Origin of the sequence: uncultured Campylobacter sp. (genome assembly GCF_938040115.1) — a bacterium.
GTDB lineage: Bacteria > Campylobacterota > Campylobacteria > Campylobacterales > Campylobacteraceae > Campylobacter_A.
The window spans coordinates 1-5,657 of sequence record NZ_CALHXD010000137.1 but is presented as its reverse complement, the minus strand read 5'-3'; the positions used below and the strand labels follow the sequence as shown (position 1 = coordinate 5,657).

4 protein-coding genes are annotated in these 5,657 nt (G+C 49.1%); all 4 read right to left on the bottom strand.

The features are described 5' to 3' along the window. Positions 1 to 29 precede the first annotated feature (29 nt). Positions 30 to 1,955, bottom strand: coding sequence for a PBP1A family penicillin-binding protein (locus Q0314_RS05095; protein WP_298057242.1), 1,926 nt, complete (start codon positions 1,953 to 1,955; stop codon positions 30 to 32). Continuing rightward, entirely contained in the window at positions 1,952 to 2,497 is a 546-nt protein-coding gene (gene maf / locus Q0314_RS05090) for a septum formation inhibitor Maf (protein ID WP_298057241.1), read from the bottom strand. The genes Q0314_RS05095 and maf overlap by 4 nt, the downstream gene beginning before the upstream one ends. After that, positions 2,497 to 2,991, bottom strand: coding sequence for a 3-isopropylmalate dehydratase (locus Q0314_RS05085; RefSeq protein ID WP_298057239.1), 495 nt, complete (start codon positions 2,989 to 2,991; stop codon positions 2,497 to 2,499). The genes maf and Q0314_RS05085 overlap by 1 nt, the downstream gene beginning before the upstream one ends. A 251-nt stretch (positions 2,992 to 3,242) precedes the next feature. Next, positions 3,243 to 5,657 (bottom strand): alanine--tRNA ligase (gene alaS, locus Q0314_RS05080; protein ID WP_298057237.1); only part of this gene is annotated, 2,415 nt, incomplete at its 5' end.

Here is a 5,657-nt window from a genome sequence, read left to right as displayed (position 1 = left end):
CAAATTTAGCCGGCCTTTTTGGAGCAAATTTAAAAAATCAGCCCCTCGTCGTCTTGTTTGATTAGCGTATCTTGCGCGTCTTGTTTCGGTACCGGCGAGATCTTCGTATAGACCTCGATTAGGCCCTCGTACGCAGTGTGAAAGACGCCCTCTGGCTCGATGAAGGTTTTTTGTTTTAGCGGGTACTCCTTCATATAGCTTTCCATAAATTTCTTAAACACCGGCGCCGCGGTACGTCCGCCGCCTTCTACCTTTCTCATCGGCGTGTTGTCGTCGTTGCCGTACCATACGACCACCTCGACCTCAGGCGTAAATCCGCAAAACCACGCATCTATGTTGTTATTTGTCGTGCCTGTTTTGCCCGCTACCTGCACGCCGTTTAGCCTGGCGCTTTGTCCCGTGCCGCGCTCCACGACCGTTTTCATCATATCAGTCATCAGGTATGCCTGCTCGGGCTCAGTGACGAACGTCCGCTCAGGCTCAAAAACCGCTTCTAAATTTTGATAGTTTATGATGCGTTTTATCAGGCTTGGCTCCACGATCTCGCCGCCGTTTGGAAACATCGAGTAAAATTTGGCAAACTCTAACGGCGAGATGCCGAAGCTACCAAGCGCGATGGAGAGGTTTTTAGGGATGTTTTTAAAGCCCATTTCGGTTAGCTTTTTATACGCCGTATCAAGCCCGATCTCGTCGAGTAAATTTATCGTGGCGAGGTTGCGCGACTGACGCAGAGCCTCTCGCAGCGTGATATAGCCCTGGAAGCCGCCGCTATAGTTTTTCGGACGCCACTCGTACTGGCTGCCTTCGTTAAAGACCCTTGATATGTCGGCAGCCTTGCTCATCGGCGAGTAGCCCATGTCTAGGGCGATCTGATAGATAAAGGGCTTAAAGCTAGAGCCCGGCTGGCGCATACTCTGCGTGGCGCGGTTGTAGCTACTTTTGGCGTAGTCTACGCCGCCTACTAGCGCGAGGATCTCACCCGTTTTAGGTAGCGTAACGACGATAGCGCCGTTTAGGATACTGGCGTTTGCGTCTTTGTTGCGTTTTAGTATCTCGTTGTAGCCGTATTTTAGCGCCTCGGACGCCATATCTTGCACCTTTAAATCAACGCTGGTTTCGATGACGTAGCCGCCGGTTCTTATATCCTCAAAGCGCTTTGAGGCCTCTTTTAGCACCTCGTCCACGATATACGGGGCTTTGTTTTGCGTGAGCGTATCGTCAAAGACTACGGGCTGCTCGACTAGCGCGGCCTTGTACTCTGCGTCGCTGATCCAGCCTAGCGCGTTCATTCTTGAGATAACGTTGTTTGCGCGGCTTAGCGATAGATCTAGGTGGCGGGTCGGGTCGTAGGTGCTAGGAGCTTTTGGGAGTCCCACCAGGATTGCGATCTCTTTTAGCGTGAGCTCGTCAAGCTCCTTTCTAAAGTATCCTTTTGCTGCGGTTTTTATGCCGTGATAGCCATGTCCTAGATAGACGTGATTTAGATAGCGCTCTAAAATTTGCTCTTTGGTTAGCTCGTTTTCTAGCTTCATCGATATGATCATCTCTTTTAGCTTACGGGTTAGCTTTTTTTCTCTGGTTAATACCATGTTTTTAACTAACTGCTGCGTTAGCGTGCTAGCGCCCTCGACTAGTTTGCCCGCCTTTATGTCCTTAACGATAGCTCGCGTGATGGCCTCGGGATTTACGCCGCCGTGCTCGAAAAAGCTCGTATCCTCGATCGCTACCAGCGCCTCGATGACGCGCGGCGGGATATCCTCGTACTTGACGTAGATCCTGTTTTCGTCAAAGATATTTGCGATGAGCTCGCCGTTTCTATCGTAAATTTGAGTCGTGAGCTTTGGCTTAAAATCGATGATGTTTGACGCGTCAAAAGTGACTTGCGAGTAAAGATAAACAAACGCCGCGCTCAGCGAAACAAAGATAATAAACAAAATCGAAGCTAAAATTCTCATAAAAAGGCCTTTAAAATTTTCACGTTTAGCCCCATTGCGGTGCTAGTTTCGCCGTTTTGGCTCAGGATGTATTTTTTGTTGAAATTTTCTATCGTCATGGCTCCTGCTTTGCCTTGCCATAGATCGCCCGATAGGTAGTTTTGTAGGTCGGCTTCGTCAAATTTAGCAAATTTATACTCCGCAAAGCTGACGTTAATAAGCTCGAATTTTTCGCCCAAAAATATCATCGCAGTTACGATCCTGGCGGTACTCCCGCTTTGCATTTGCAGCATTTTTAGCGCCTCTTGTTCGTCTTTAGCTTTGCCTAAAATTTTACCGCCACATACGACGACGCTATCGGCGAAAACGACGTTTTTTGCATTTTTATTCGCCTTTAAAAACTGCTCTTTTTTTGCCGCGACGATCTTTTGAACGTAAACGTGCGGCGGCAAATTTTTATCTACGCCGCTCTCGTCGTAGTCGAAAAAAACCTGCTCAAATTTAACGCCGTGATCTCGCAAAACCTTAGCTCTAGTAACCGAGCTCGAAGCCAAAATAATCATCAAAACTCCCTATAAGATACGCCAAGATACGCCGCCAGCAGCGCAAACGCGACGTTTAGTGGAATGAAGTAGTAAATCGTAACTATGAGGTTCTCGTGAAGCTCGATGTATTCGCTATTTTGCAGAGATTTTGAGGCTTTGTTTAGGCGGTACGTGACGTAAATAACGTTTAAAAATAAAAATCCCCAGATCGCCCATTTCGTCGTTAAAATCGTGTTTAGCATCGGATCGGCATTTTTGATCGCGTTTTGTTTGGCTAGTATCGCGCCCGTCACGCCCATGACGGCGATCGAGCCGTAGATCGCGTAGCCGAGGCGCTTTAGCATGGAGATTATCGTTTGGTATTTTTGCGTGTCGCCTTCGATATTTTTCATAAAAAATTTAGCGATGAGTAAAAAATTTGCTTGAAATCCGATAAAAACGACCACGGAGAGGATGTGGATAAAGGGCAGGGCGTTGCTAATCTTTGCAAAAGCTATGTTAAATTCGGGCATTTGTCCCCTTTGATCTAAAATTTTTTCGCGCTAGAGCTATTTTGACGGCGGTAAAATTTGACGCCAAAATGCGCGAATAAAATAAACTCATAAACTTATATTTTCCTTTAAATTTTATCTCGGCTCACAAAATGCAAATTTCGGATTTTGCTTTGCGGCGTCAAATTTGGCTGTCAAAAATTTGCTTAAATTTCATGCCGCAAAAACGCGGTCAAATTTAAGATGTTTTTTAAATTTGACCGACGCCAAGCTTATTTTTCAAGCTTTGTTTTAGCAAACTCTAACGCCTGCCTAACCGCATCCTCGATCGCTAGTACGTTTTTGCCGCCTGCGGTTGCAAAGTCGTCCTTGCCGCCGCCGTTTCCACCTAAAATTTGCGCCGTAAATTTGACCCATTCGCCCGCTTTTAACGGAGCATTTTTCACGCCTGCAGCCAGAGCGATTTTGCCCTCTTCATTTACTTGCACGAGCAGGATCGCCGCCTTTTCGTTCTCGTTTTTAAACTCGTCTATCGTGGCTTTTATGTCGCCGCCGTCAAGCACAGCGACGCAAAGCTTTGTCTCGTTTACGTTCACTACCGCCAGAGCGTGCGCGTCTTTGGCTTGTTTGGTCTTGTCTTTTAGGCTTTTTATCTCGGCTTTTAGTTTTTTTACCGCATTCATCGGCTCGGCGCTTTTTAGCTCGGTTTTTAGCTCTTCGATCTCGCCGCGCCAGGCTTTTGCTAGATTTAGCGCAGCTTTGGAGCACACGGCCTCGATCCTACGCACGCCCGCGCTCACGCCGCCTTCTTTAGTGATGAAAAACGCGCCGATCTGGCTTAAATTTGCCACGTGCGTACCGCCGCAAAGCTCCTTGCTGACCTCGCCGAAGCTTAGTACGCGTACCTTGTCGGCGTATTTTTCGCCAAAAAGAGCGATCGCGCCGCTATTTTTAGCTTCCTCGATGTCCATTATCTCCGTTTTTGCCGCGATACTTTCGGCGATTGCGCTATTGACGAAATTTTCTATTTTTGTTAGTTCCTCCGCCGTTACAGCCTTTGGATGCGAGAAGTCAAACCTGAGTCTGTTTGCCTCGACGCTAGATCCGGCCTGCGCGATATGCGTTCCCAGCACGCTTCTAAGCGCGGCATGTAGTAGGTGTGTGGCGCTGTGATGGCGTGCGATCTCGGCTCTTTGCTCGCTTACTTTTAGCTTCACGGCGTCGCCGATTTTAAGCTCTTTTTTAACCGCGACGTTTGATAAATTTAGTCCGAAAAACTTCTGCGTATCTAGCACGTCGGCCACGCCATCTATCTCGCCGCTGTCGCCTGCCTGGCCACCGCTTTGCGCGTAAAAAGGCGTCACGTCAAACATCGCCCAGCCTTGTTCGCCTGCTTTTAAAATTTGAGTTTCTTTAAAATCCTCGTCAAGCAGCGCCAAAACCTTGCTCGTGCGCTCAAGCTCCTCGTAGCCGCTAAATTTATTTTCGCCGAATTTCTCTAAAAGCGCCTTAAAATCGCCCTTTGCGCTCTTGTCGCCGCTACCTTTCCAAGCAGCCTTAGCACGCGCTTTTTGCTCGCTCATTAGCTCGTCAAATTTAGCTTCGTCTACTTTGAGTCCTTTTTCGCGTAGCATATCGGCCGTGAGGTCTAGCGGGAAGCCGAACGTGTCGTAAAGCTTAAACGCAGCTTCGCCGCTAAAAATATCTTTCGTACGCGCTAGCTCGCTTTCAAAAAGCTCGAGTCCGCTTGCTATCGTGGCTAAAAATCTCTCTTCTTCGAGCCTGATTTGCTCTTTTACCGCCGCTTTTTTCTCATTTAGGTAGGTGTAGTGGCCGCCCATTAGCTCGCAGACTTTATCGACGAGGCGGTACATGAAGGGCTCTTTGATGCCTAGCAGATATCCGTGCCTGATCGCACGGCGAAGGATACGGCGAAGCACGTAGCCGCGACCCTCTTTATCAAATGTAGTGCCCTGAGCCAGCAGGAAGGTCACCGAGCGGATGTGGTCGCTGATGACGCGGTAGCTAGCGCCACTCTCGTAAGCGTACGGCTTACCGCAAAGCGCTGCTACTTCGTTTATAAGAGGCATAAAAAGCGAGCTGTCGTAGTTGCTAAATTTGCCTTCCATTATCGCCGTGACGCGCTCAAGGCCCATGCCCGTGTCGATGCTAGGTTTTGGCAGCGGAGTTAGCTTGCCGTCGCTACTGCGTTCGTACTGCATGAAGACTAGGTTCCAAATTTCAAGAAATCTGTCGCCGTCGCCGCCCATGTAGTCTTCAGGCGTGTTAAAGTGCTCGCCGCCTTGGTCGTAAAAGATCTCCGAGCACGGTCCGCACGGTCCCGTATCGCCCATCTGCCAGAAGTTATCGTGATCGCCGAATCTATAAATGCGTTCCTTTGCTATATGCTGCTCCCATAGCGCAAACGCCTCGTCGTCGCTCTCGTGGACGGTCACGTAGAGGCGGTCTTTTGGTAGTTTTAGCACCTGCGTGACGAACTCCCACGCGTACGCGATCGCGTCTTTTTTAAAGTATTCGCCGAAGCTAAAATTTCCCAGCATCTCAAAAAACGTGTGGTGGCGCGCGGTGTAGCCGACGTTGTCTAGGTCGTTGTGCTTGCCGCCGGCGCGGATGCAGGTCTGACAGCTCGTGCGGATAGGCGGAGTAGGGCGCGGCACTTCGCCGGT

Bases quoted from the DNA above. Each gene is read 5' to 3' on its own strand.
- Q0314_RS05095 (WP_298057242.1), bottom strand. From the start codon at position 1,955: ATGAGAATTTTAGCTTCGATTTTGTTTATTATCTTTGTTTCGCTGAGC.
- maf (WP_298057241.1), bottom strand. From the start codon at position 2,497: ATGATTATTTTGGCTTCGAGCTCGGTTACTAGAGCTAAGGTTTTGCGA.
- Q0314_RS05085 (WP_298057239.1), bottom strand. From the start codon at position 2,991: ATGCCCGAATTTAACATAGCTTTTGCAAAGATTAGCAACGCCCTGCCC.